The 25,876-nt window shown below is 54.3% G+C and carries 17 protein-coding genes; 7 read left to right on the top strand and 10 right to left on the bottom strand.

All coding sequences use genetic code 11. From position 1 onward, the window contains the following. Positions 1–497 precede the first annotated feature (497 nt). The 5 genes from ASD00_RS22925 to ASD00_RS22905 form a co-directional block, all read right to left on the bottom strand. Complete coding sequence (locus tag ASD00_RS22925) at positions 498–2,183, bottom strand: hypothetical protein (protein ID WP_057208982.1); 1,686 nt, start codon at positions 2,181–2,183, stop codon at positions 498–500. 37 nt (positions 2,184–2,220) lie between these two features. Continuing rightward, positions 2,221–2,409, bottom strand: coding sequence for a hypothetical protein (locus ASD00_RS22920; RefSeq protein ID WP_057208980.1), 189 nt, complete (start codon positions 2,407–2,409; stop codon positions 2,221–2,223). A 198-nt stretch (positions 2,410–2,607) separates the two neighbouring features. Then, the gene (locus tag ASD00_RS22915; RefSeq protein WP_057208978.1) at positions 2,608–4,548 is read right to left on the bottom strand and encodes a hypothetical protein; all 1,941 of its coding nucleotides are present in this window, start codon (positions 4,546–4,548) and stop codon (positions 2,608–2,610) included. 15 nt (positions 4,549–4,563) lie between these two features. Continuing rightward, the gene (locus ASD00_RS40780) at positions 4,564–4,815 is read right to left on the bottom strand and encodes a hypothetical protein (protein WP_057208976.1); all 252 of its coding nucleotides are present in this window, start codon (positions 4,813–4,815) and stop codon (positions 4,564–4,566) included. A 1,493-nt stretch (positions 4,816–6,308) separates the two neighbouring features. Beyond that, positions 6,309–6,773 (bottom strand): DNA mobilization endonuclease VirD1/MobC family subunit, encoded by a 465-nt coding sequence (locus ASD00_RS22905; protein WP_057208974.1) that lies wholly within the window; start codon positions 6,771–6,773, stop codon positions 6,309–6,311. 306 nt (positions 6,774–7,079) lie between these two features. Here ASD00_RS22905 and ASD00_RS40310 point away from each other — a divergent pair, with 306 nt between their 5' ends. The 3 genes from ASD00_RS40310 (at position 7,080) to ASD00_RS22895 (ending at position 9,154) form a co-directional block, all read left to right on the top strand. Continuing rightward, entirely contained in the window at positions 7,080–7,229 is a 150-nt protein-coding gene (locus ASD00_RS40310) for a hypothetical protein (RefSeq protein WP_156585743.1), read from the top strand. A 533-nt stretch (positions 7,230–7,762) separates the two neighbouring features. Further along, positions 7,763–8,458: a conjugal transfer ATPase VirC1 gene (locus tag ASD00_RS22900; RefSeq protein ID WP_057208972.1), complete on the top strand. Its 696-nt coding sequence runs from the start codon at positions 7,763–7,765 to the stop codon at positions 8,456–8,458. A 3-nt stretch (positions 8,459–8,461) separates the two neighbouring features. Then, a complete protein-coding gene (locus tag ASD00_RS22895; protein WP_082523683.1) occupies positions 8,462–9,154 on the top strand; it encodes a VirC2 family conjugal transfer protein in 693 nt (230 codons plus the stop codon). Between the two features lie 101 nt (positions 9,155–9,255). Here ASD00_RS22895 and ASD00_RS22890 read toward each other — a convergent pair whose 3' ends face one another. From ASD00_RS22890 to ASD00_RS22875, 4 genes are all read right to left on the bottom strand, one after another. After that, positions 9,256–10,197, bottom strand: a complete 942-nt coding sequence (locus ASD00_RS22890) for a LysR family transcriptional regulator (protein WP_057208969.1) — start codon at positions 10,195–10,197, stop codon at positions 9,256–9,258. A gap of 4 nt (positions 10,198–10,201) precedes the next feature. Further along, on the bottom strand, positions 10,202–11,200 hold the full coding sequence (locus ASD00_RS22885) for a LysR family transcriptional regulator (RefSeq protein WP_057208967.1): 999 nt from the start codon (positions 11,198–11,200) through the stop codon (positions 10,202–10,204). 333 nt (positions 11,201–11,533) lie between these two features. Next, positions 11,534–13,486, bottom strand: coding sequence for a hybrid-cluster NAD(P)-dependent oxidoreductase (locus ASD00_RS22880; RefSeq protein WP_057208964.1), 1,953 nt, complete (start codon positions 13,484–13,486; stop codon positions 11,534–11,536). Between the two features lie 14 nt (positions 13,487–13,500). Beyond that, positions 13,501–16,785: an FHA domain-containing protein gene (locus ASD00_RS22875; RefSeq protein WP_057208962.1), complete on the bottom strand. Its 3,285-nt coding sequence runs from the start codon at positions 16,783–16,785 to the stop codon at positions 13,501–13,503. A gap of 258 nt (positions 16,786–17,043) precedes the next feature. Between ASD00_RS22875 and ASD00_RS38125 the strand changes: the two genes are divergently transcribed. From ASD00_RS38125 to ASD00_RS22860, 3 genes are all read left to right on the top strand, one after another. Then, positions 17,044–18,111: a cytochrome c peroxidase gene (locus ASD00_RS38125; RefSeq protein WP_082523682.1), complete on the top strand. Its 1,068-nt coding sequence runs from the start codon at positions 17,044–17,046 to the stop codon at positions 18,109–18,111. A gap of 50 nt (positions 18,112–18,161) precedes the next feature. Further along, a complete protein-coding gene (locus ASD00_RS22865; RefSeq protein ID WP_162249747.1) occupies positions 18,162–19,898 on the top strand; it encodes an ATP-binding protein in 1,737 nt (578 codons plus the stop codon). 67 nt (positions 19,899–19,965) lie between these two features. Beyond that, positions 19,966–20,898, top strand: coding sequence for a response regulator (locus ASD00_RS22860; protein WP_057208956.1), 933 nt, complete (start codon positions 19,966–19,968; stop codon positions 20,896–20,898). A gap of 447 nt (positions 20,899–21,345) precedes the next feature. On the opposite strand, the gene ASD00_RS40305 is transcribed toward ASD00_RS22860, so the two are convergent. After that, positions 21,346–23,007 (bottom strand): hypothetical protein, encoded by a 1,662-nt coding sequence (locus ASD00_RS40305; RefSeq protein WP_156585739.1) that lies wholly within the window; start codon positions 23,005–23,007, stop codon positions 21,346–21,348. 1,330 nt (positions 23,008–24,337) lie between these two features. Between ASD00_RS40305 and ASD00_RS22840 the strand changes: the two genes are divergently transcribed. Next, entirely contained in the window at positions 24,338–25,687 is a 1,350-nt protein-coding gene (locus tag ASD00_RS22840) for a zeta toxin family protein (RefSeq protein ID WP_057208948.1), read from the top strand. Positions 25,688–25,876 lie beyond the last annotated feature (189 nt).

The following is a 25,876-nucleotide window of genomic DNA, read 5'->3' as shown; positions in this document are numbered from 1 at the left end:
TGGACATATCTGAGAGCGGTTCCATTGAGCTCATCGATGTGCCAGGCGAAACCGCTCTCTGCCATTCCGATATAAGGTTTGGCGAAATACGCTCTGGGCTCCTCCCGTCTCCCAAACGAGGAGCTGCGCCCTCCAGAATCGCGAGCGTCTCTTCATGTGATTGCCGGGCTGCCCGAGCATTTGGGGCTCGAGAAATGATTTGCTCGGACTTGCCTTTACCGCTTTCGCTCGAAGCCCTCTCCGGCCTTGGCTGCCGGGTCTCATCTCGCAGAGCTCCTTCCTGTGGGCGCGCGCGCCCTGCTCTCTCTTCATGTGTCCGGCGATCGCCGCCACGTGAGCTGAAAAACTGACCGAGATTTCTTAAGTGGTCGCGCCAGCCTTTGCGTGGGCGCGCGCCGTGACTGTCCAGTTGTTGTATGTCCATGTTGTTCATGTGACTATTCCTCGCATGATCTCTGCCCGTCCGGCCTCATTCGGGAGACAGCAACAGCAAAGGCCTACTGCCTGCCATGATGCGCAGATCTGGGTCTCTCCTCCAGCCCCCGATGTGCTGGCGCTGGCTGGTGGTTTTCATCCTCAACTCCTCCCATCACCACATTGTCCGAGCCGTTAGCGCCCGCTTCATTGGCAAAATCGGTCTGACTGGCATTAACCCACTGGAGGGGTTTCGTATCTATCTCCTGTTTGACAGCGGTCGGGATAGCTGCGCTCCTTCCTCCATCATCCTTCCGCCAGCTTCCGGCTGGCCGGTAGTTTTCAGGGTCAAGTTCCATATCCGAACCCTTGGCATATGCAGCTGCACCCCTCCCTACTTGAACTCGTTCCTTCGACCGTCTCCCGGTAAGCTCTTCCCAGGTGTCTTTGACATGCTCGGAGATGTCGCGCTCGTTGATGGTCGCCATGTTTTCCCACATACCGGTCGGCTCGCCACTGCGATTAACTTTAGCGGCGAACCTGCGCTCAGGCGGGTAGGACATTTCGACGTTCTTGGCAGTCAAGCCCAATGCTGGAGACAAACGAAAGTCTTTCCCTTCGCCTTTCATCACGAAAATTGGACTTAGACCTTGAGTATTTGAACTGATATCGTAACTTGCGCCGGTATAGTTCCAGTCTTGAGAGCGAAGAGTGATTTTATGTCCCTCGGCTTGAACCTCGGCTTCCACCCCCTTCATAATTTTGTGAAAGGCTTCGGGCTCGCGTGCGCTAAACTTTTCAGCTGGATAAAGATGGTTGCCGTCTTTAACCAGAACGCTCAGTTGGTGCGGATATCCGGGCGGTATGTCAGCATCTGGACCGTGTTTTAATCGGTCCGCATGAGCGCCATCAGGAAACTTTTTCAAAACTCTCTCAGCCGGCCAAAAATCATCGCCAAAGTGAATCAACAATTGCGGGGTGTCTTTACTGTAGCCGGCGTCCTTGAGGTAGCTATTGAGCCGCTTTTCAACGCTTCTCCCGTCAGCTCTTAGGTTTTCCGCCCTTTGAGCAATGAAAGTCTGGGATTTTAGAATCAGTTCCTTTCCATCACGACCAAGAATCTGTTGTTCGTTTTTCCCCGCAAGTCCGTCGTCTGGATGGCGCCATTTTCCCACCAAACGGTTGTCCTTTCCGCGCACGAAGTAGTCAGGCAATGCCTGGCCGGAGACCTCCGGACTCACATCGCCGTAATCAAACATTTTCTCGCGCTCTCCGCCCGGAGTTTGATAAAACCGCGCTTGACCCTGAAGTTGCCGAGCCTGCTTATCTTTCCCGTCAGGAGTTTTTTGCACCTCTCCCAAGCGGTTCCTCAGAGTACCTTGACTTTCAGGCATTAGCGGATGAGCATTTGGCACACGCGCTTTTGTCATGGCGTCTCGAGCTAGGGATAATTGTTTCCCAAAGATCATCCCTTTGGGGGCCCCGGGGGGGAATGCGCGCGTCGCCTCGTCCAAAAATGTGTGGTGTAGGTTGCGTGGGGTCGCCAGATCACCCCGTCCGCCCGTCATCAAAATTTGCGTTTGACTATCGGGCGCAAAATCGTTCGTGGTAATATACCGCTTTTCACGTTTCTCGAATTCGGATCTTCTAACATACTCGATCGACGGAGGGCTACCCTCTTGTTCAATGCCGAATAGAATGTCATCACTATCTTTTACGAATACCCTAAAACCCTTAGGGGCGTTCACGTTTCCACTGCTATTTGGCATTGGCACACCTTCATATTAAAAACAAAATGAAAACAACTTAAATGGAGCTTGGTTTACTTCTTTGATTATGAATTTGTGTCGCCTTGTCGAATTCAGCCTGTTCCGCCTCTTCCTCGTCCTGGTAAATATCTTCAAATTCAAAATTATTCTGAGTATCGCCGAGGTCTTCTACGTCCTTTACGGTACTAGATTTTTCGTGAAGAATGTCCGTTTTTTTCACATTCATTACTTATCTCCTACTTATTTATATTCAGCGAAAACAGGTGATCTATAGTTGGGCAGATCGTAAGAGGTATAATAATCCTAGTCTCTGCGGTGGCAAACTCATAACTACTACATCTGAAACAGAACATTCAGATCGGTCGGTTGGTTTGCGGCCGGCGGTCGCGTTAACTGGCGCGGTTAGGATGGCAACCACGCGGTGTTAAACCCGAATTCCATCTCGAACGCGTGGACGATGGTCGAGCCCCCTCGACGCCATGTTTGCTTCGTGCTTTTGTGTTGCCCTTCCGAAAGCCGCCTCCGCGTCCGAATCGTCACTCGAGTAGCTCGATACACTACTTGGCCGAGCGTGTTCTTTACTCTGCACGTCAGACATCCTAGTTTGTACCGTCTTCCCAAGTTCCCGAGCCTGATAGGTTCGAGGCTCGAGCCGAGCCAATCCAGCGTCACTCGGCGCCGCCATCCTGACTGCATGTTGTTTTGTTGCCTTTCCGAAGGCCGCTTCCACGTCCGACTCGGCGCCTACTGAGTTTGATCCACTAAGTGGACGAGCGTGATCGTTGTTTCTAACGCTCCACACGCTCGCTTGCACCGGCGTTCCAGGTTCACGAGGCTGATGGAAGCGTGGACCGGGAGCGTTGTTTAACCTTTTTGGACCTGGATCGTTCATGCCGTGCATGTTTAAACGTTGAAGCGGCCGAGAGGGCGCACTTGCCTTGGGGTCCGATCCGTTTGCAAAAGCAACATCAATCCTATCTTTCGATCGCTTGTCCGTCCGAGGGTCGAACTCGGATACCGACGATACGGCAGAATCCCGTTTAGGAACGGTCAGGGGGGGCCCGCGGAACGGCGTGGCGGGGCGACGGAAATAGCTATCTGTGCGGTCAGATCGACCAACTATTGGTAGTGGAGGCAATGGAGGCAATTCCCTCTCTACTGGACTAGGAAACCTCCTATCGAGCAGCACATCCCCATCATCGGTGTAAGCAGTCCCTGAACTCTTTGTTGCCGAGGACGTCCTAGACCGCACATCCCTGAGTGCTTCGGCGAAAGATGTTTCGGCGGCCGCTTGTTGCAGCTCCTTAAGATGCGCTTTATTATCGACGCGCTCTGCTTGGGCCAGTTTCTCGACGGCTGTCAACTCAACAGGGACTTGCTTGGGTCCGCGACCGAACAGAGAGCGACTAACCTCCTTAAACTCTCGGCCGTCCTGGCCTGTCCTGAAGACAGTTTTTTTACTGTAAAACCTGCCGAATTTGTGCTCGGTCTCACGAAGGCTACCGTCTTCGTTCAACTTTGCAGTTCGTTCGTTTAACAGGCGGCGGTGCGAAGTGATCTCCCGCCCGATCTCCTTGCCTCTTTGATCGAACTGGGATTCATAAGTCTTGGAAAAAAGCCCGCCTAAACGCGATTTCATGACGGTGCTACTTAGTCCGTCAGGCGCGTTCCTTTTCTCGAATGAGGATAGCCGTGTCGTTCGCTTGATCCGTTCACGATTTCCGTACTTGTCAACTTCGTAGATCTTCTCCTTCCCTCCGAGAAGTTGCGTCTTTGGGAGCGTCCTCGTTCTGAGCTCGCGGACACCGTCTGTTCCGGCAATAGGCTTGCTCATTTCCTCCTGGTAAAAGCTCAGGAAGTGGCCATCCCGCTTGCGACCCGACCAGTAATTGGTTCGCTCGAGAACACCTCTTGCATTCACCTCCCAAGTCGCCTCAAAATTGGCTTTCGACACGTGAGCTTTTTTAAGGCCTTTCTTGTCAAAATCGTACGTCTGAAGGGCACGCCCGTTGTTAAGTTCAAGGTGAGAGAGGTATCCGCTGCTCCCATCGTAACGACTTACGGCTGTTGCCTCTGTTGCGCCAAATCTCGAGCCTATTTCGCGGGTTATTTCGCCATCGCCTGTGACGCGCGCTGTATTTCTACCTGAGCTATCTCGCGACACGTACTTATCTTCATCCGGCGCATATTTTGCGAGTAAATACTCATCCATTTTGGTATTTTTAAAGAACAATTTCGACGCTTTATATGTGCCATCGAAAACCAGAGCGTTCTCTCTCTTTTGCCTTCTCCGCTTCTGGACACTATTTTCGCTTGTGGATTTATCTTCCTGGAAGGAAGGATTCGCTTGACCGATCTTTGCCATGGTTGTTTGTTCCTCTTACTCTGCTAGACGCGTTTCCCATGTCGAAACGCGCAGCTTTGCGACGGGCCACTGATGGCCAATGATTCGACCCCACAGGGATTCCTGTTCGCTGTTTTTCTGCTTCCCATCGTATCCACTCGTGACATCCGACTCTCCTTCGTTAGCGAGAAAATCAGTCTTCGCGTCCGCCGCGACGAGGGTGGTGACGACCAGAACGGGCGCTTCGAGCCGGTTCACGCTCGTCAGACCTGCCAGATCCTGCCTCATTTTCGCCTGCAGAGCTTCCTTCTGCAGCGGAAGCTAGGCGCGGTCGCTTACTGTTGACCGCTGCCTCATCAGCGCGCCGTTTGCTGCCAGGATTCATCCTGTCATTCTGAGCGTCCCGCTCAGCTGTTATCCACGCTTCCTTCGCTTCCTCCGCTTCCTGGACCGCGCGTTTTTGAGCCCGTGTTACAGCGCCCGAACTGACCTTTTCCTCCGCCGCTTCCCATCGTTCTCTGGCCTTGTTAGCGGACTCTTCAAGAGCCTCGCCACGGCGAGTTAGAACGTTGGGCAGTTCTTTGTCTCTCCTGGCTCTCTTAGAAGGCCGTGTATCTTCCCGCTGTGCCCCACTCGCTGGCGGATCCCCGTTGGTGGCGTCAGAGCCAAGTGCTTCCGACCACCGCCGGCGAAGCCCCGTGCCAGCATCCTCGGCTCCTTCACCTGCTGCGGAGCCAGATGCGCCCGAACTGTCTGAAGTCGTGTGCATATTTTGGGGCAATCTCTCCCCCGGCCGCCCGGCGTCGTCGTCCAGATCCATCTGGCCAGGTACATCCGACGCGCCGTCTTCAAGAGAAGGATTCACATTTGGCTCCGCCCGGGCCGGCATCCAGTCATGCGTGACTGCACGAGCGCGCTCGACCTCGACAGGTTCCCTATCCGTGCCGGTTGCACTCCACTCTGGCTCCGGAGTGTGGCCCCGATCCGGTTCGACGCGATTGCCCGTCCCGCTTCCACTTTCGCTGCCCCCCTCTGTGACACGCACGAAATTGTCATCACCACCAGCAGCCCTGCGAAGCCATTGCTCGCGAATGGCTGGCGACTCCCTACGATACGCCACGTCACTGAAGTTTCTCGGCATTAGGCCCCGCCCCAGACGCGTCGTTGCCTCCAGATCCAAACCCTCTTCAAAGGCCGCTTCGACAAGCTCGTATCGCAGGTCGGAAAATGTGAACGTGTCGAGTACGTTTGGATTAGAACGCTCGCCCTGGCGATTTGCGATCTTCAGCCACCCCCCTTCAGTCGAACTTCGGCACACCACAATATGTATGTGTGGATGCCCTTTGTCTGTGTGTAAGGCGGTGATGTATGGGAACTTATGCTCACGCGCGCCTTCAGGAAAATCAGTTCGTCGGCGCGGTCTATCGAACAGCCGCGACGCAAAGTTTCGAGCTACTCGCTTTGCCAGTTCTTGGTTGGTCCCTGGAGGAAAGCTTGTGACCAAGTGAGTTGTCAAAGTTGGAGACGAACCGTCAACGATCTGGCCACGCTGCCACTTGCCTGTGCTCAGTGCCCATTCCTCAGCTGTCGCTAAGAACTTATCCGGAGACACAACCAACTCAGGCCCGCCGTAGCCATCAGGAAGCTCCAGAAGTACCGTTCCGTCTTGCGACAAGTAGCCAAATTGCCGCTTAGTATCCGCAGGGCAACGCGTGCCCCCGTTTCTGATCATCTTCGCGACTGCTTGCGGTCCCGACATCGTCTGGCCCTCCCGACTTAGGCTACTGCTGGCTCGCTTCTATAAGCATCGCCCGGCCATCGCGCCTGCGCTTTGAAATGTTGAGAAGCTGGTGGAGAAGCGAATCGAGGGTCATGAACTCCTTACCGAATGCCATTCGATGCTCATTAAGGGCGTCCATATTGATGTAATCGGAGCGCTGCGCCACCTGACGTAGGTCAGCAAGGCTTGCAGCCATCTCGCCGATACTGCGAGAGATATCCTGAAGCGACGTGCGTGATCCGATGTCGATCTCTAGAAATCCCGCAATCCGGCGTGCGGCGATACGCAGGGCCATATTGTTGGTTAGCCCTGCGGCGTTCACCTGCTCGGCAAAACTAAAAAACTCGGCTTCACGCAATCGGACACTAACGATCTTATAACCGTCAGGGTTCGGCATAACCTTCTGCGCTCGCGCGCCGTTTGGAATAATCGTTTCGGGCCAGAGGCTCAGTTCTCGATCTATCATTACGGAATCCTGAAATAACAAACATCAACTCACGATAACATTCATAATAAATATAGTTGTTGCCAAATAGTTTAGTCAATGGAAAGCATCCTTCTCGACGACTTACATCGGCTTACATCTGTAATACATCCCACCATCATTGCAGTCATGCTGCCTTTCCTGGAAGGTATACTTTATGACGAATAAACGTACTTTTCTACAAACATGAAAAAGGCATCATGGGCTCAAAGGAGTTTTCGATTACGAGTGGCGCAATCGGTTAGCTCTGGATGACCTTGTTAGAGTTTGGGTGAAACAATATGCTGCATGGTTGAGAGAAGCGGCGCATTCGTCTTTGAGGACTTCGCCGACGCGCCGCCATCGCGCGTCGACCGTTCGCTCGTTAGCTTCGCCAATATGCTGGCGGTGAAGCTCGACGACGCGCACTGCGGTCGCCGCCGATATTGGAAACCGTGAGGCATCTCCCGGCCGTCATGCCGCCCACAGCGTAGACGACGCGCCTGAATGCGACGGCGCAGAAAACAGCAGTCTCGTCAAGCCCGACGAGCTGCAGACGTTCTTGCCACGATCGATTTCAAGCCCAACATCGACACCGGTCCGTTGCTCTTACATTCAAGTAGAGCAGGGCTAAACACAACTCTCCAGACGGACCGTTCCATCTACGGTTAAGCTTGGCATGAGCCGGGTAACCAGCAAGCGCGGGCCGGCCCTCGTTAAGGCTCGCGGCGAACTCGGCAATGATGCATTTTAAGATCCGCAAATTGGTCGAGCACTTCTCACTTCTGGATGAGCGCGCAGTGATCCGGGAACCATATTTCAAGAGCATGATTTATTTCGACTGCAACAAACCCTCCGGCATTCGTTACAACCGAAATATTTTTCCGCTTTCAATCCTATAATAACCTATTGTTCTAAGAGTTCCTCTGCCAATATTATTGGTGGACGTATTTACATATATATTTTGCTTGAAGAAGTAAGAGGAACCCCCCGTGAAACTTGTGACATTCTGTTCGTTTAAAGGCGGCGCGGGCAAGACGACCGCCTTGATGGGCCTTTGCTCTGCGCTAATTAGCAGCGGCCGGCGGGTGGCCCTATTTGAGGCCGACGAAAACCGCCCCTTGAGCCGGTGGCGCGCGAATGCCGCCGAGCGGGATACCTGGGATCCAGGCTGCAGCATCTTTGTCGCCGATGAACTGCCTCTGCTTGAGGAAGCCTACGCGCAAGCCGACGCTGAACATTTTGACTATGTCCTAATCGATACCGAAGGCGGTTCGAGCGAACTCAACAATACGATTATCGCGAGCTCTAATCTGCTCATGGTTCCGACAATGCTCACCCCTCTAGACGTCGACGAAGCACTCGCGACATACCGCTACATCATTGAGCTTCTGATGGGCGAAGACCTCGTTATACCAACCGCGATTCTTCGTCAGCGCGTTCCCGTCGGTCGTCTAACGATGTCACAACGCTCCGTTTCTGACATGCTGCATGCGCTTCCCTTAACCCGCAACCCTCTACATGAACGTGACGCGTTTGCCTCGATGAAGGACCGCGGAATGCTGCACCTAAGTATCGAAAAAGCCGCAGCCGACCCGGGTCTGCGACTGGCCTTACGCAACTTGGATAATGCCATGGAAGAGCTACTTCAATTGGGAGAGTTCGTGGCCGAAGCTTTGGAGGCTTAAGACATGGGTATCCGCAAGCCATCGCTCACCGTTTCGGAAGCTCGACGGCTCGCCGAGGAACGATCTGCGCCAGAGAAATCACCTTCCAACACCGTCACCCCGGATCGCGCTCCCTCCTCAACGAAGAACGTTAATCCGCCCCCTCTCCCCTCACCAGCCTCGCCAATTGAATCCGGAACGGCGATGGCGACGAGCGCAGCTGAGAGGGGTTACGCCGCGAGAGCCGACGGTGATGATCAAGCCGTCGTAAAGAGGGAGGCCGCGGCACAGTCGGCGAAGGGCCTCACAAAGCCGGTACCATTTCTTCAGTCCCTCCTACCGTTACGCGCCGAGAAAACACAGGTTTTCCTATCCGCACTTCTCCCCGCCCCTGGTGTATCTCCTATTTATGAAATGTTGTGTCGGCAATATCCGCCCCGAAAAGCGTTGCAGATGGTGCTAAGGCGAGCCCTTCACGAATACGAAAGCATGCTCGAAGATGGGTCGTTCCGGAAGGGGCCCCAGTTCTATGCCACGAACCCCGCGACTCGTCTGGACGATTTTGTCCAGACGTCGCGAATGATGCCGAATCCCCTCCTCGGCATTGCTAGGGCGCATTTTGACCCACTCGGTCTTGAAAGCACCCGGAGCTTCGGTCGGAAACTGGCGAACGCGGCGCTTGCCAGCTTCTTCGCCCGGGAAACCGCCAAAAAATAGGCGAGATCGCGCCTACGCGATACCGGCTGCAGCTTTGCACTGACGCCGGTTCGCAGTCGCTTATAGCGACAATCCCAAAATAAATTCGACGTTTGGCGGGGCTAGGCGGCCCCTTCCAACACATGCGAGGCAATCATGCTGCGAACACCGGCATGGATGCTGTTGCGATGCCACCGTTCGTGCCAGATGAGCGACAAATTGTAGGGTGGCAACGCCGGCCCCTTGCTCGGCACGAATGTCTCCAGCCTATATCGCGACGCCAGATAGAGAGCCGAGGGAGCCGGAAGCACAAGCACCGCATCCGTGTCTTGAACGAGGCGCGCGGCCGTGTGGATATCCGGCACCGTCAATGTCTCACCGCCGCGTGGCCGCAGAGCGTCAAGTCCATCGTAGACCTCTCCGAAAGCAGTATTGTAACTTGATCCAATTCGGATTGATAAAAAACGGCTCAAATCCTTGTAGGCGATGCTCCCGCGCAGAGCGACGTGCTCAGTCCGGCAGACGCATAATGTCGGAACTGGCGGGAGACCTCGGCAATAGAATCCAGGGGAGGCGTCGTCTGCTAGCCCGAGCGCGAGGTCAAGCCGCCCGCTTTCGAGCTCGCTGAAAACATTCGAGAACCCGATCGACGGAAGAAACACGGTTGTGGGAGAGACCTCCCGGAAATAGTTGCTTAGATGCCCAGTCAGTAGAAGTGCAAGGTGGTCTGGCATTGCCAGGGAGAACCGCTCCATCGGCGCAGGCCGACCGCTAAAAATTTTGCCGATATTCTCAATAGCCGCATCAACCTTTGCTACCAGCTTTTCCGCAAGGGGCGTTAACTCGAACAGGCGGTTGCTTCGGATGAGCAGCTCATCTTCAAAAATTTCCCGTAAGCGGGACAATGCTCGGCTTGCTGCGGGCTGACTTAGGCGCACCTCATTGGCAGCGTGTGTAATATTACGGCACTTCAGGAGTGCATGTAGTACAAGCAAGAGGTTGAGATCAATCATCCCGAGATCGAGATCTTGCGCCTGGTCTCTCAGTGCTTGCCTCGCGGTCATGCGATTAATCTTCCCCCAAAAGCCGAACGGTGCGCACGGCCTCTTGGTCTTGCGCGATCGCAGCGCGAGTGATGCGCTGTATATCGTCGATCACGCGCGAATTTTGATTTTTGCTGGTGGCTTTTCTCCAACAGAGTTCAATTTGATGGCTGGCAATTTCAAGCGGCGGGACGAGCGCCGCAAGGCGCAACGTCTTAGTGAGCCAACCCGCAATCGCACGTGGTACCGTGAGGGCGTATCCGTTTTCGGCCGCCATCAAAGCCGCTGAGGTGATATCCGGGATGTCGATGAGGCGTGAGCGTCGAATCCCAGCGCCGAGCAGGGCTTGCGGCACCTGCGGAAACAGCTCCCGGCCATTCTCCACTAGGCTGATATGAGGAAGGGCGAGGAATGCCTCCTCGCTCGGGCGGGCGCCCCCCACCCGGTGGATATCAAACGAAACGAGGGTAACAAAATCTTCTTCCGCGATAGCTGCCCGTTCGAACTCACAGTATGTCCCATCTTGCCATGGGGAACCGAGCGTGAACTGCGCGCTCTTGGCGCGAAGTGCCGCAAACCCTTCCTCGGGAAACTTGTGCATATTCACTTTGATCAGATCATTTTCCCGCGAAGCCCATTGCATGAAATGAGGAAGCAGAGCGGGCATCAGTGTAGCAGTTATGCTAATTCGAACGTCTGAAATAGCCTGGCGCGCTGATAGGACTTCACGAACATGCGTCATGGCCGTCGGCACGATGCGGGCGAGATGTTCGCCGCGTGCGGTCAGGATCATCCCAGTTGAGCTTCTCACGAGGAGGTCGTCCCCGAGAAGGTCGCGCAGACGTGCCAGCGCCCTGCTCATGGTCGGCTGAGTTTGTCCAAGCTGCCTCGCGGCATGGGTAACGTTGCGATAGTGAAGCAACATCTCAAGAGCGACCAGGAGATTGAGATCGACACCTGCAAGCTTCTTCTCAAGCTCGTCGCCGCGCCCGGCGCCCAATCCAAGAGTTTCGAGGTGATCCATACTTCGAGCCTAGTGGTATGTTTGGAAGAAGAATGGTTGCCGTTCATGACCGGGCATTGGTGCAGTGGTATCGAAACAGTCGATATTTAACATGTCGGACTCTGCATTTAGATTATAAACAAAGATGGCTCGGATCAGGCATGTCGGATCAGATCCCGGATCTTTCCGTACTCGCGTCGGATTATCCAAGTCGATTTTTTAGTGGTGCTATTCGCCTAGGTTATACCTACATGACAAACCGCTGAGTGACGAAGAAAGACACTGGTCGGGATCCTGGGACCAATTTTGAAAAAGGTCGATGCCCGCATTCGATCATCCGGTGAGTCCACATGATTATAATCTTGTAAGGACTACCGGACCCACTGGACGTCCGACGCATGTGAGCACATAGCCCGCGCCAATTTCCCCATCAGAGAGGCAGCTATCCGCCTCCATCTCAACTTCGCCTGACAGCTTGCGCATTTTGCAGGACCCACAGCTTCCGGAGCGGCACGAATGATCCAACGTGACACCTGCGATCTCTGCCGCTTCAAGAATAGTCTGCCCCACGCCCGCCGAAAAACGCTCGCCGCTTCCTTCAATTGATACATGGGGCTGACTTGAAGCCGTGGGTGCTGCCATCGCTTTCGGGGGCAGCATCTTCGGCTGCCCCGTTTCGACCGGCGCTGCAAGGCGCGGCGACTGAAGAGCCTGAGGCGCCATTGGTTTGGGCACCGCGGGAGGCGACGCTTGCACGGCAGGCGAACGCACGGTCAGGGAGACCTGAGATGTCGGTATCGAGGCCGGGTTTGCCGCGACTGCGGCCTTGTTGGTCGTCGACACTGGCCCGTTCTGTGGAAGCGGAGTCGCAGCGTTTGAGCGAGAGGACTGAGCAGCTGCTGCGGCTGCGCCGAATGCCTCTTGATGGTATCGGTCAGCTGGTAGCCCCAGAGAAATAAGTATCGATTTTACAGCAGCCATGTACTGCGGGGGACCGCAAACAAACACCTCACGCTCGTTGAGGTCAGGAACGTGGGACTTGAACAACATGTCGTCAATGCCACCCGTCCGTCCATGCCACGGGATCCCCGGGGATGGTGCGCCAGGTATGATGGACAGCCGCAAGCGGCTCCCAAGGCGGGCGCTCAAATGTAGCAGTTCCTGTTGGAAAATAATGTCAGAAGGCGTCTTCACGTTATTGATAAAGATCACGTCCACGTTGTAGGCCAGGTCCGCAATCCAGCGTAGCATTGACATCAAGGGCGTGATGCCACTGCCGCCGGCGACAAAGAGCAGTTTCTCAGCCGGAAAGTTGACGCAACTGAATTTGCCAAAAGGTCCACTCGCCATGCATTCGACGCCCGGACGCATATTGTCGAACAGCCAGTTCGACATCCAACCCAGCGGCACCTTCTTTACTGTGATCGAGATCGCGTAAGGCCGCGACGGCGACGAAGAGATGGTATAAGTCCGACGTAGAATCGTGCCTTGAATGGGCACTTCGATCGTAATTGCTTGACCGGGTTGGTAGTGAAATAGTGCCCCCGGCTCACCGACGAACTCGTAAGTCTTCACGTCGCCTGTCTCTGCCGTCGCCGACACACAGAATAGCTTCATCTTGCCAGACAAGATCTTGCATTGATCCGGCTGCCTATGCGCCTGGATCACTTGCTTGAGAGAAGTCGAAGCATCAGCAGATGGAGACTCATGCTGGACGGAAACCTCCCGCTGCAGGGTCGGGGGAACGATTGTATCTCTAGGACGCGCCGCCACTTCAGCCAGCACGGGCTGCGACGGCAGGGGCGCCGCAACGCCCTCACCGTCGCCCGTGATATTCGTAACAGGCGAGGGCAGAGCTGGAGGGGAAGCGTCCATCAGGAGAGTGGCAAGATCATTCTTAGCCTGTGCCCGCAAAGGGTTGTCCTTTTGCCCGAGCTTCACGCCAAAAGAGCCGCGATCAAGCAAGATCAAGAAGCGGCCAAGGGCAGTCTTTAATTGCTTAGCCCGCTGATCTCCGATGTACCTGTGTACACGCTCGAGTGCTTCCGCGATCGATTTGATGTCAGTGGAAAAGACCCGATCCTCATAGTTACTCCAAAATGACGTGTACCGTTCCTTCAGATCTGCAAGGCCCGCCTTCAAATCCTCATTGCCGATCCAGCTTGTATCGTTGAGCAAGACCTGAAATCTTCGAACCTCCTGAGCCGTAATACTCCTCTCCATATCGGCTATATGCACAAAAAGCGAAAAAGCAACTCGCGCAATCTCAGCTGAGACATTTGGAACAGCGTGGTTCATAATCGTCATGCTTCTTTAATCCCTTAAATTTTATCAACATCAATAATATCAGAAACTGTACTCACTCTACCAAATTCACTATTTGGAAAGGCACCTGCGTGTCTTGAGTTGCTTTTCCGCCAATCAGCTTTGACTGCCGCGGCGCGAACCTCGGGCGTAGGCGGGACATCCAGGATCACGGCGAAATCGCTGCTAACTTCGGCGAAAACCTGCGAGGTGGACCCGCAGACTTCAGGGCTGATCAACTCGCCCGAACCGAAGGCAACGTTTGGGACAAAGTCCATCTCACCAGGATCGAACAAACGGACTTCCCCTTGGTGCACAAGAAAGTGGCCGTCCTCTGGGGCAATATTTTCCAGATGGCTCCCACGGACATAACGGCGGACGCGGGATTTAATCGCGAGGTCGGCAAGGCTGTTGAGGGATAGACGGCTCAAACGATCATTCTGGCTTAACATTCCGAGCCGAAGAATGGGCTGGGTTGGCACTGGCGTGGCGACGTCACTGGAGTTGACCCATTCGACCATGATCCTCGGCCCATTTTCAGAATTGCTGTCGAACGTGATGACACTCATCTTGTGCAGCTCGACAGACTCATCGTGGACCGCGTGGCCATCCACAAAGATTCTGCCACCATCCAGACGAACCAGTCTGATCTCACTTTGATGCACGCTGATCGCGGCGTGGTAGGTCCATGCGGCCGCGTCGGGAATAACTACGTCATTGTCAGGAGCTCGACCGAAGGTTACATAGTCTTGCTGGAAAGTGAGAATATCAGCCTTCGCCCCGGCGACGCTTGTTGCAATCCTCAGAAGCGGCTTTACCTGTCCCCGCTCTTCAATGCCGCCCATGCCAGCCATATGCAGGACCGTGGCCGACAAAAGCGGATGATCATCCACCACATTATCGCTAAGCATGCGCTGGGCGGCATCTTTAGCGATCGATGGGCTGATAAAACCCGAAATTACGAGCGCGACTGCCCGCAATACAGGATTTTCGAACAATAGCAGTTCGGCGAGGTTCTCCTCGACATCCAAGCTCCCCAGGATCGCCCTGCGCTGTGTGCGCCTTTCCATGCCCGCCCCGACCGAGGTGTCTCGCGTGGGCCCGTGATTTCCTGCCAAGATACCGAGAACCTGGGGGTCGAAGATGTCGCGCCATTGGTGACTAGGGGCCGAAGGCACGGTCTGTCTGAGCAGAGGCTCGAGAGCATGCCCTGACAATGACGCGAGGTCTTCGGCATAGTGCAGGGTTTCCGCACCTGGCTTGAAACTACTGAGAACCTGAAGGGCCTGGATGCGGGTCGCCTGCTCACGCGCATCCAGCGCGTCTAAAAGCAAATTTAGCAGTTGTGTGCCTAGTGGATCAGAGATTTCCGCAGCCTCCAAGCAAAGACGAACCGATTTCTGCCGCAAAAGCTCATCAAGTACATCTTCCATCTTGGCGCCGACGACACCGGTTTCGGAAGTGACCTCGTCGATTATTGCGACGTGGTCGGCTTCCGCGATCTGCAAGCTATGTCGCACAAGGTCGATTGTTTGTTTGAAGCTGGCGTCATTCATTAGGTCGCCAACGGCTATGCCTTCGTTCAGCCTGGTGGCGACGATGCCACTGACTAGGCTGCGATAATGTTCAAGCGAGGCTGCCTTTTCTTCCTGCGTCACCGACGCCGCATCCAAGCTACCGATGCCGGAAAGACCCAGCTCCTCGAGCAGGGCATTGTGCTCCTCCTCCGATATGTTCATTTGTGTCCGGAAGTCTTCAAGAAGCCTGAGTGAAGAACTATTTGCTGTCGACCCCTCAGTGACTGCTTCGTCAAGGATCTTCTGGTAGGCTTCAAGTTTTTGTTGTTTTGAATAGCCTGGCAAGACCTTCGTCAAAAGATATATCTCGTTCGCTTTCAACTGTTCGAGATTGCGCCCATCTAGAAACTTGCTAACATTGACTTTCATTTTCTTGAGTTCTGTCAGTAGGCTCGAAGCCATGCTCTCCTGTTGATAGCGAAAAGGGCTCTGCTGCAACGCACGTCTGAGCCAAATCGTGCTCAATGCGACTATGGCAATATCGATCAAACGGCCACCGAGGGTGGGGAGAAGAAGAATGTTTGGTCGCCCACCGAAAAGATAGAAGCTGTTGAAGGACAACCAAGCGGCCACTGACAGGCAATGGTGGACGAGCACCTTCTCCGTCATTGTCTCATCACGTGAACGCCACCTGCGATACAATGCTTCCAGGCCTCGTCCCAGCGCTAGAGACATTCCACAAGCAGACGCAAGGGTCAAAGGTGCGGCAACAATCTTTGGCACGGGAATCAAATGCCCGTCGATGTAAAGACCCGGTGCTAGCAGCTTTTGCCGTATACCATCTTCGTGCGTCCACAAACCAGAGAAATAGTAGTCCCAATTCCCGGCGTAGAGGAAATAATATCCGTAGAATCCTAGTATTAGTCCGAAAAACATATAGTAGACATCGCGCCGCTGCGGATCCAGAATACCGCTCCAATAAGAACGTTGCAGATCAATATCGCCACAATTCGACAAGCAACTTACGCAGGCACTGACATCTCCACGTGGCGTGCTCTTTCGGCACATCGACTGTGGCAGTTTAGGGCGCGTGAAATGTGGGTTAGATTCAAGTAAGCCGCCGGGTTCTGTATAGATTTTTTGAACGATGTTTGCCGGGCAGAAGTAGTTGCACCAGGTCTTCCCTCCCCAGAGCAGGCCGGTCAGCACGGCCATTGAGATTACGGTAAGAAGAGCGATGGCCATTGCCGTTCGGTCGGTATTAATAATGAGGAGGCGCGCGGTGACCCCTGTAAACAAAAAGCCGAACTGCACGTACCAGCTATTACGTGCCACCCAACTCTGCCGATCGATTAACGGCAACGTTTTTCGCACGAGCCCTGTGCGTCGCTCAAAGACACTGCGCCATCGACGAAGCCCGATTAGTCCTGGGATCTGGGAGGCCAGAGACAAGGGGCAGACTCGCCGCCAAGCTTCATGCCCGAATACGAGAAGGAAGAGAGGCACGATCGGAACGAGCATAGTCCAGAACAGCCGCGCACCCAGCGCGTATGGCTCGACGTGAACTTCCTTGCCTTGCACTATGACCGAATGGTCGGAAATTCTGAAGGGGCTGCTCAAATTGCCAGGCTCCGTTAGGCTGGCGGAGTATGGATCCCAAAGCAGAGACGCGATCAGGGTAAGCCAAGCCGCGAGCAATAGCCCCCGCACGCTCAGCATTTTCCGCTCCGCCACTCCTGAAAGCATTATTGCCCCCCCGTTGCGCGGTTCCAGCGTTGCGGCCATTCAATGAACCACGAGAACCACTATCCTTGTCTGCTGTCCGTTTAGGGTGAGTTGAACGACCTGCGTTACCTTGCTCAGCCTAGAATATCGTCACCATCGCGGAAGAGTACGCCTTCGCAAACAACCTCCTGACGCATAGTGGTATAGCCGTTATGCATGGTGCCCGATCTATCGCCTCAGCTATAAGCATGAAGGAAAGTGCGGAACGATTGCGGTCGGTCCCGACGCCGAGAGTGGGACCTAGGAGACAAGACTGCGATGACTGACGACCTTGCGGGCTTGCATGCCGCACCCCCCGTTAGAGCCCCCCTGGTGGGGAGGCCTTGGGGAACAACGCGCCTATTTATAATGGCTGCTGCATTTCTGAGCGGCTTGGCCGGGACAACCCTATCCTCAGATCTTGAAGTTCCCACATCCGGCTTTGCTTCGTCGCCAACAAAGGTCCAGGAGCCAATCAGTCCTCTGCCTCTGTCGATGCCCCTGGACGAAGGCAAAGTCCGACTCGGTGAGCGTCTCTTTGCCGATAGCCGGCTATCCTCCGGTAACGGCATATCATGCGCGAGCTGTCACATGCCCGCTTTCGGCATGACGGATGGGCGTTCAATTTCCAGCGGGCTTCCTGGCTATCCGGGGATTACTAACAGCCTGACAATATTGAACGTAGGATTCAATACGCAGTTTTCCTGGAGCGGGCAGACATTATCGCTTGAAGAACAAGCCGACAAAGTTATTGAAGCAAAACGCACAATGGGCGGCAGCTGGGAAGAGGTAGTCGCTACTTTGTCGGGCGACGACAGTGTCGCGGCGGAGTTCAAACAGAACTTTCCGGACGGTGTGACGCGGAAGAATATCGTGGATTCGCTCGTCGCCTACGAGAAATCTCTAATTACTCCAAATGCGCCATTCGACCGTTATTTAAGAGGCGAAACCGATGCCATTTCGGAAGATGCCAAGAATGGCTATCAGATCTTCAAGGACTACGGGTGCGTTTCGTGTCATCAGGGCATCAACGTGGGAGGTAATATGATGCAGGTATTCGGGATTTTCGGTTCACCGCCTTCAATTACGAAGGGTGCTGAAACCGCTGGTTCCGCCCATGGATCAGGAATAGCTGATGACAAGCCGGTTTTCCGCGTGCCGCCGCTTAGAAACGTCGCTGATACTGCGCCCTATTTCCATGATGGTTCTGCCAAGTCTCTCTCTGAAGCAATCTCTTTGATGGCGACCTATCAACTCGGCAGAGAAATATCCGACGACGACGTTTCCAAACTAGAGAGCTTTCTGAAAAGCCTGAGCGGCGACGTTTCGCCCGTCTTAAGCGATTGATTCAGTTTCTCCCTTCTCCGGTACTTCGCCCAACGATGAGAGTGAACGCTTTGACCTATCCTGCTATTCGAGAGTTCTTTGGCTCAAAGCTGAGCTGGGCGGCTGGTACTGGGCTGATCGTCGTTCTCGCCGCCTGCCTGGCTTGGCTGATCTGGCAGATCCAGGCGACCGACGCATCAATACCAAACTTCCGCGATCGCTTTGAAAGTGCACGTGTGACGGAAGCCCGGTGGGATAACGAGGTGCTCTCAATTCAGCTCGGTATCGCACCAAATTACGACTCCGTCACCGAAGCTGCACGCAATATGAAGGTCCGGATCGCAGAGCTCGCGCAAGAGGCGCAAAGACACGCTTCTTTGGTAAGTTTAAGCCCTTCTGTTGACGAATACAGAAGGGCTATAGAGCACAAGGCGTGGCTTTCCGAACAGGTCAAGGCGAGCTACGCGATGCTGCGAAACGCGGTCAGTGTACTACCCAATGCGATTTCGGACAGTTACGAAGCCCCTGAGGTGTTGCGGGTGCTCTCGAACTCCAACAAGCGCACCGCTGACCTGATTACTGAGGCGATAACAAGCATGGTGAGTTTTACGATCTCGCCCACTCCTTTGCTTCATAATGCTATTCAGGAGAAAAACGCCGCGTTGCGCGCCGCAATGAAAACGATGCCGCCTGTTTTAAGCAGAACTATCGAACGTTTTCTCGTGCAGATCGAAGTGGTAATCGCAGAGCGACAGCGTGGAAATGAGCTTATGCTCCAAATTACCTCGGTTCCCACCGATGCCGCTGCGGAGAGAATCCAAACAGAGCTCATTAGCCTTGAAAGGACAAGTGGAGACCGGCTTCAGCGCCTTTGGGGGATCTCGCTATTCCTCGCCGCTCTCTTGGTCATCACATTTATTTCATTCGTGTTCAGTCTACGTCGACGCTTCATGAAACTAAATAACGACAACCGCATGCTCGTTCAGGCCAATCAAGATGTTGAGGAGCAATTGGTTCAACATGCCAAACTATCTGCTCTGGGCCAAATGGTGGCCGGTATTACCCACGAGATCAACACGCCCCTCGCCTACGTCAAAGCTGTATTCGAGCTGATTAAAGAGCGGCTGCTGCCAGAACCAGAGAACGAAATGCATGGCGATGTGGAGGAAGACCTTAGTGAGGAGGCGCGTCGCGAAATGCGTGACGAACTCGAAACGCTTCTAAATGACGGCCTGCACGGCCTTGAAGAAATGGCGACACTCGTACGAACAATGAAGAACTTTAGCCGCCTTGACAAAGGTCACATTGAGGACTTCTCAGTCGAAGAGGGTATCGAAAGTGCGATCTTGATCGCACGTCCGCAGCTCAAATATGTTGCCGATGTCACCCGCGAGTTTGATGGCGTCCCGAAAATCGTCGGCTCACCGTCGCAACTGCGCCAAGTCATTCTCAATCTCATCGTCAACGCTGTTGACGCTATGGCAGCGCTTGACCGTCGGGGTATGCTGACCATCCGCACGCGCCTCACCTCGTTGGACACGGTTCAGATTGATGTCTGCGATAACGGTCCTGGTATCCCGGAAGATGTATTAGGCCGCATCTTCGATCCCTTCTTCACCACCAAACCAGTAGGCGAAGGAACCGGAATGGGCTTGTCGATCTGCTATCGCATTATCGAAAACCATGGCGGCACTATCACCGTCACCTCCAAGGTTGGCCGCGGTACTGTCTTCACAATCACCCTGCCTCGTCAGGATGAGAAAACGTCGGTGCTACCGCAGCGGATCGATCCGCTCGTGGCAGCTTAAACAGCAATAATCAACAACGGCGCGACCAAACGACCGCCAGCCCCTAGATCGAATCAGAGGTGACGTTATGAACGATAAACCAGTACTCCTTTTCGTTGATGACGAAGAGCGGATCGTTCGCCTGCTCAAGATTATGTTTCGCGGCCAATATGAAGTCTACACGGCCTTGAGCGCTCGTGAAGCTTTGGCGATCATGGAAACTGTTCCGGTCGATGTGATCGCCAGCGACCAGAGGATGCCGGAAACCACCGGGATCCAACTTCTCGCCCAAGTTCGTGAGCGTTGGCCCTCGACGGTAAGGCTGCTGTTGACCGGTTACAGCGACCTCGTCGCCATCATCGGAGCCGTCAATGAAGGGGAGGTCTTTCGTTTCCTGAATAAACCCTGGAACCAATCAGAACTGCGTTCGGTGATTGCTGAAGCGGTTGAGACCGCGCGCAGTGCAAGGGTCACCCGCCAAGTAGTTGAACCGGTTTGGCAGGGCAACAAAGAAGGAAGCCAGTTTTCTATCGCATCGCAGCTCCTTGCTATCGAAGGGTGTGAGGCCGATCGCCAGGAAGTGGTCGAGATGTTCACCTATGATTACCGGGTTCATGCGGCCTCGAGCCTTAAGGAAGCGATTCAAGTCTTGATCCAAGAACAGGTCGGTGTAATCGTCACCAACGCACAGGTCGATGGAGTGGACATCACCGACTTGCTGGCGGAAGTGGCGCGAATTGATCCGGCCATTACCGTCGTGGTAATGACAGCTTCCCCGCAAAGCGATACGGTTATCAAGTTGATTAACAGCGGCCGCATTTACCGGTTTGCTATCAAACCGCTCAGTCCCAATCTCTTCAGATTGGCAGTAAACGCAGCGATGCGCGAACACCATCGTCGTCTAGCGGATCCGCGTGTCGTGCGCCGTCGTATGCAGCGTGATGCGGCTCGCGAAGGAGGCAATGATGAAATCTATGCGAGCTTTGTGGAAAGCCTCGGTCGCTTCACCGAAGTGCACTAACCCCCACACATCATTGCCCTCGCTTAGGTAGTAAGATTGATTAAGCCAGTCCAACGTAAGTTACAGCTGTAACTGCATTCCTCTTACCGCCTGCCCCTGCAGCTTCTTGCGCGGCGGCAATCAAGGTGAGATTCAGCGTCAATCAGGATGAGACTCGGCGGCAGGGGTGTGACGAAGGGAGGGCGTAGCCCGACCGGAGTTACACCCCCGCCGCGGCGCAATTTTTCGGCGTCTCATGATCGCGGTCGGCCCGCGTTTCGGCAAAGTCCGGACAGGGTTTCCGGTAATCTCCGGACACCGTTGGAATGCACCCCTCATCTGAGACATATTAAGTAGCGGAATCAATGTCCAGCTTTTGCGAAGCGCGCACTATAACCGGACCGTTCGCCACGAATGGCTAGACCAGTAGTTCGCTGTTGGCTGCGTATGACTGGTTGTTGAAGGGCTTCAACGGTTCAGTGAGCCTCGACTGCGTGAGCGCTCATCATATTTCTCGGGTTGTTGCTGTCCTCGAACCGGCTCTCCGCCTAGGGAAACTGCCTCCTTTTCAAGAGCTGTATACCGCCGATCAAGACGTCTTAACCGGTTTTCCTCGAAATAAGCCCGCAGCTCTGAATCCACGGCGAGCGCACTCTTCAAGGCTGCGGATCCCGGTGGAAGCAGTCCAAATTTGTGTTGCTCAAAAGGCGTTAAGGAAGCCGCCCATAGCGGACGCAGGCCGAGAAATCGTTTTTCCTGTTCAGTAAACTGAGCGGCTTGATAAACATTAAGCTTGGCATAGGTGGGCTGATTAAATTGGTTATAATTCACCGCGAGGCAAAGGCTGCTGTCGGGCGGCAATACCGCGTCACCGCGACGGAATAACTCACTGCGCTTTGCGGCAATAAGGGGCAAACTCAAGTCGAACTTCCAAGGACGATCAGGTGGCGGTCTCAGCACCCGGAGCTTCCCTAAGGCCGAACTAATCGCTTCAAACTGGTTTGCTGAGTATGCATCTTTCCTCGCAATAGCAAACTCATCTTTGGACATCGTCCGAAAGCGATAGCCAAGTACCTGTCTTAACGGATCAGACATCTCTGCGGCTTGGTTTTCACTTAGCTGGATATAAACGCGTTTTCCCTCTTCGTTAGAAAAACGACTTTGAATGCAAAGACCAGAACCTGCGAGAAGCTTGTACTCTCCCGACTGAAACGACTTCTCGCCGTCAAATGTGAGAAACGGCCACCGATCGGGTGATGGTTCCCTCCCAAATATATTACCCTCAAGCGAATCCGCTTCGTACGGGAAAACGCCCATTTCCTCCCCGAGCTCCTCCTCGTTGCAAGCAAAAAACAGACGATCGTACAGCCCTACTTTGGATAGTAACGACCTGTATTTCTCTTCTGTAACGATATGACCGTGTGAGTAAACTCCAAGATCATGTTCCGGGGGCCACGTGTTAACGGATCTCAGATAGAGAGGAAATGGTCGCGATGCTGCGGCGCTGAGTTGGCCTGCTCGCACGGCATCAGGGGCTATCTGGCGTGGGCTGGGCCTAACGGATTGGCAGGGCCGATTCTGGTCTGTCGCCCAATCGACCAGCTTACGCGCGGGAGGGAGATTTTCGGTAGGAAGGTCCGCCGGCTGGCTCAAAGTCCCTGTTGCAACACCACCAATCTTGCTCTCTGCATAGGGCAAGAATTGCTCAAGTTCGGGCAACTCGTCATCTGAGAACTCGTCGGCGTGCTCAGCATCCTGCAAGATGCGATCGAGCTCGGGCAGTTCACGATCCGAGAAATCGGAGAACTCGTCGGCATGTTCGGCATCATGCAGGATTCGATCTAGCTCGGGCAGTTCATGATCCGAGAAATCGGAGAACTCGTCGACATGATCGGCTGCCTTCCTGCCCTGGATCGAGAGCTCTGCTTCTTCAACGATACGGTCAACCTCACTCGTTCCACCTTCCGGAAAATCAGAAAACCCGTCACTATCCTCGGCTCTTTTAGGCGATTTGGCCAGGTCGAGCTCTTGGCTTGAGACCTTATACGATGATGAGAGCCCGTCATTGCCAACATCAAATCTACGCCGTTTAGTGGGACGCTCATTCGAACTATATCTTCGCTCTTTCATGCACCCATCCAATTCGCATCGAAAAGGTCAACTGAATCAAATGTTGGCTGGACCAATTTAGAGTAACTTAGCTTCTAAGACCCTGACTCGAGTCTCGCCAGCCTCAATATGCTTCTTACCCGAGTGGCTGTCCAATACAGCCCGGTGAAAGCTTGCAAGAGACAGAGATTGGAACATGTCCGAGCATCAACGAACCAGGCTAGAGGCAGGATCCCACCTATGTGGAGTCGCCGCTAAAGCGGAGGAGTTAAGAACCCACCCGCCAATCGGCCATGCCGGTTCAATTGCCAGCTACAGCGGACGGGTATGGAACATCTCTCGTACAATCTCTCGCAGCGACGATTTGGTGGCATTCGCAAAGAAATACGAGCATTGTGCAGCCAGAGATGGGCACTGCAAGGAAGGCGGACAGTCCGAACTGGTTCTCAATGCGACCGGGGCCGGCCATGTCCTAACGCATGCTGGAGAACCCGATCATCCGCGGACTAACGCGCGACCTCGATCGTTCCGCTCGTCTAGGCCTGCCGGTCTCCCCTTCGAAGCTTGACTATTTTCGATGTTCCGAACTGCCTTTGCGACCGAGCCCGGCTCGACGCCATTCAGTTGCATCTGTTTGGGAGCGACTACCTGGTTCTGTTGAGTTTGCAGTTCCGAGCCTTGACGGTTGTGAATTGCGTCAACCGCCGTTTTGACTGAGTTGGGAATTCCGCCGTTCCCCCTGATTGCTTCATACTCATCGGTGCCAGTCATCACGACATCTAGTCGTCTAGCCCCTGATAGTCTCTCGCGAATGGCCGCGGGGCCACGGCTAATTTTTGCAGTATTCGCATTGCTTTCGTTGCTCATCAAAAGTATCCCAATTTACCCATGTCCATAGATTAATCTAAACCCCCGCCTTTGAAAATTAATAATCACTACAAATGCAATAGTAAGAAACTCTGTTTTGCGGCGAAGCCGGGCGGCTCTTTACCGGTGCGCCTCGTGTTGTAGACTGCTGGAGTTTAGCTGCCGCTCGCCGGTTCGTTTAGTTGCCGAAGATAGACTTTCCGCGTGGGCCACCCGCGCGCCAGTCGACCGGCAGTCGTATTAAAAAAGGGACGTCGAGATCGTTGGCGGATTCCACCAAGCGCCAAGGCTCCTTGCCGCGTCAAGACTAAGTCGGGGCTGGATTATGCACAGTGACCAAGGTGTTGCGACCAGATACGCCTCACCACACTTACAAACGTAACTCATGTATTCGCACTCGAGATTGACTTGTATCTAATAGCTCACATTAATTGCCAGCCCAGGGCTCGCTGAGCCAATGAGAAGCAGCAAACGATCGCCCGAGATGGTTAAAAACCAAGAAACCGCATTACATCGTGGCTCTGCCATCTCACTTCTTGGCGACGTCGACTCCGGCGATGAAGACAGCCTTCTCATGTCCGCCGATCGCTGTTCCTACATTTACGATCGCAAAATCGCGCCGGCGAATCTCGTCAAAGAAGGAGTCCGAGGTCGGCCCCAATTTTGGATTGTTGCCGGCGAAAACGGCATCGGCAAGACAACTGCTATGGACAACATAGCAGCCCGCTTGCGGGGTCCGACGCAAAAGATCTGTCCAGACGACTTAGTCAAGTACGTGGATGGATATCATGATCTCGCGGCGAAAGATCCTGGAATGGCCCAAGAAGAAGCGCGCGAGTTCACGCCTGAGTGGTGTGACAAGCTGCGAGATGACGCGGGCGAGATGGGAGCTCACATCTTAGTAGAATGCAGCATGCCATTAGGTATGCAGGAAGACATCGAATTTGCCGAGAGCTGGGGATATGAGACGGTACTTTATCTTATCGCTGAGCCAAGAGAAATAAGCTGGACAGCTGTCGTAGACCGAACCGATAAAGCACTAAAGAGCGACCATATCGGGACGAATGCCATGGTCTCGGACAGGGGCCACACCCAAAGGTACGCAGCTTGGCCGCGCGCCATTTTCGACGCAGAGCGCGACGTGAATTTTGACAGAATTGTCATTGCCCGGCGTGATGGCACCATAATGTATGAGAACCGCCGAGAACAACGTGACGGCAGCAAACGGTGGATGAAGAAGCCACAAGGGCTAGATGTCCTGTTACTTGAACGCCACCGAGGACTGAGCACCGATCAGATTCAGTGGCTCGATAACACCTGGCAAAGGCTTGCAAGCAGCCCTCAACTGAAGGGTGATCGGTTTATGCGCAGCATGCCACTCGACCAGTATAAAAACAGCATCCTCACGCGAGCAAACAGCGCAGGAAGCCGCTTTGACCCGTTCGTTCATCAGGCCGCGTCGAATGCTCAGGCGGCGGCGGAATGGCACAATCACTTGGTCAGAGATCTGGAACTCGTCAAGACCAGCCGCAACAATTTGGGGCCGTCGGAGCAGTTTGACAAGCACCTCGATCGGTATGCCGAGGCTCTTATTGACCAAGCCTACCGGCCGCCACCACAATCCGCCCCTATACGGCGTCTTGGCCAAGCTTCACTTCTCCCTTCGAAGCCAGTCCGGCATTCCCCAGGCTCAAGGGCGCCTGCTTCAGAACCAAAGCGAAGCTCTACAACGACCGAACTCACCGGATCGTTGAACGATGCATTCAATGAAGAAACTCGTCAAACGAAACGACCTAGGTTGGAAGAGCGCACCCGGACGGGGCATCAGCGGTAACGTCGCGAAGCCCATGAGCTTCAAGAAGTGTGAGAGCGTGGAGAGAAAGGCCTCCGCTTGGCAAGGATTTTTGGTGTGGCAGCGCGTTGGTTGCGTATTCCGATGAAGCCGGCCATCGATTCCGATTTGAAGCCGGCCGGTCATTCCGATTTCATTCCGGCCGGCGTTCCGAATTGAAGGCGGCCATTT

The sequence above is a fragment of the Ensifer sp. Root31 genome (genome assembly GCF_001424825.1).
Classification (GTDB): domain Bacteria; phylum Pseudomonadota; class Alphaproteobacteria; order Rhizobiales; family Rhizobiaceae; genus Ensifer; species Ensifer canadensis.
This window is presented reverse-complemented; position numbering and strand designations above follow the sequence as displayed.

Coding starts and splice junctions, on each gene's coding strand:
- ASD00_RS22925 (WP_057208982.1), bottom strand. CDS start 2,183: ATGCCAAATAGCAGTGGAAACGTGAACGCCCCTAAGGGTTTTAGGGTA.
- ASD00_RS22920 (WP_057208980.1), bottom strand. CDS start 2,409: ATGAATGTGAAAAAAACGGACATTCTTCACGAAAAATCTAGTACCGTA.
- ASD00_RS22915 (WP_057208978.1), bottom strand. CDS start 4,548: ATGGCAAAGATCGGTCAAGCGAATCCTTCCTTCCAGGAAGATAAATCC.
- ASD00_RS40780 (WP_057208976.1), bottom strand. CDS start 4,815: ATGAGGCAGGATCTGGCAGGTCTGACGAGCGTGAACCGGCTCGAAGCG.
- ASD00_RS22905 (WP_057208974.1), bottom strand. CDS start 6,773: ATGATAGATCGAGAACTGAGCCTCTGGCCCGAAACGATTATTCCAAAC.
- ASD00_RS40310 (WP_156585743.1), top strand. CDS start 7,080: ATGGTTGAGAGAAGCGGCGCATTCGTCTTTGAGGACTTCGCCGACGCG.
- ASD00_RS22895 (WP_082523683.1), top strand. CDS start 8,462: ATGGGTATCCGCAAGCCATCGCTCACCGTTTCGGAAGCTCGACGGCTC.
- ASD00_RS22890 (WP_057208969.1), bottom strand. CDS start 10,197: ATGACCGCGAGGCAAGCACTGAGAGACCAGGCGCAAGATCTCGATCTC.
- ASD00_RS22885 (WP_057208967.1), bottom strand. CDS start 11,200: ATGGATCACCTCGAAACTCTTGGATTGGGCGCCGGGCGCGGCGACGAG.
- ASD00_RS22880 (WP_057208964.1), bottom strand. CDS start 13,486: ATGACGATTATGAACCACGCTGTTCCAAATGTCTCAGCTGAGATTGCG.
- ASD00_RS22875 (WP_057208962.1), bottom strand. CDS start 16,785: ATGGCCGCAACGCTGGAACCGCGCAACGGGGGGGCAATAATGCTTTCA.
- ASD00_RS38125 (WP_082523682.1), top strand. CDS start 17,044: ATGACTGACGACCTTGCGGGCTTGCATGCCGCACCCCCCGTTAGAGCC.
- ASD00_RS22860 (WP_057208956.1), top strand. CDS start 19,966: ATGAACGATAAACCAGTACTCCTTTTCGTTGATGACGAAGAGCGGATC.
- ASD00_RS40305 (WP_156585739.1), bottom strand. CDS start 23,007: ATGAAAGAGCGAAGATATAGTTCGAATGAGCGTCCCACTAAACGGCGT.
- ASD00_RS22840 (WP_057208948.1), top strand. CDS start 24,338: ATGGTTAAAAACCAAGAAACCGCATTACATCGTGGCTCTGCCATCTCA.